Source organism: Pseudomonas sp. KCJK9058 (assembly GCF_046230975.1).
GTDB classification, from domain to species: domain Bacteria; phylum Pseudomonadota; class Gammaproteobacteria; order Pseudomonadales; family Pseudomonadaceae; genus Aquipseudomonas; species Aquipseudomonas alloputida.
This window is the reverse complement of the sequence record NZ_JBJJLR010000118.1, coordinates 1-760: the sequence shown is the minus strand read 5'-3', so window position 1 is coordinate 760 and position 760 is coordinate 1. Positions and strand designations below refer to the sequence as shown.

General features: G+C 59.3%; 1 protein-coding gene. It reads left to right on the top strand.

Going from position 1 to position 760, the window contains the following annotated elements:
* Positions 1-760 (top strand): immunoglobulin-like domain-containing protein (locus ACK59Z_RS25845; RefSeq protein ID WP_409293993.1); only part of this gene is annotated, 760 nt, incomplete at both ends.

The window sequence follows — 760 nt, the reverse complement described above, 5'->3', positions numbered from 1 at the left end:
TGTCTACAACAACGGTTCGACCGTCAGCGTCACCATCGAGAACGCCACGGGCGGCAACTTCGAGCAGCTGACCCCGAACCCGACCCCCGCCTCGACGGTCATCAATGACAGCATCGATACCGTCACCGTAAGCATTGTCAGCAATGGAAATGTGACCGAAGACCAGCAACCTTCCTTTACTGTGAAAGTTAGCCAGGCGCTGGACCGTCCGTTGACCGTAACCCTGTCGAACGGCGACACCGTGACGATCGAAGCCGGTAAGACCGAAGTCGAGTACAAGACCTCGGTTCAGGGCGATGACGTCTATCTTGATGCAGGCTCCATCACGCTCAGTGTTACCGACGCTACAGTTCCGGGTGCCACCTTCGAGAAGCTGGCCTTGGGTGGCCCGGCTACCGTTGAGATCTCGGACACTATCAGTGAAGTAGTGGCCAAGCTGACCGCCACCCCGTCGGTCACCGAAGGCGGCGAGATCACCTACACCATCACGCTGACCAACAAAGACGGTCTGCCGATCAACAACCACTCGGAGCTGTACTTCAAGCTGACCGACGGCACCACTGTCGTCGTGGCAGCCAACAGCACCACCGGTTCGGCGACTGTAGCCGCACCAGACAACGTCTATGTCGGCACTAACGCGCCGGTGGTCAATGCCATCGACGCGGTCAGCGGTGCAGATGCGTGGAAGTTCGAAAACCTGAACCTGGACAAGACCCCGGTCAGCACCCAGGTCACCGACGAGCCAGGTACCCCAGGCAGC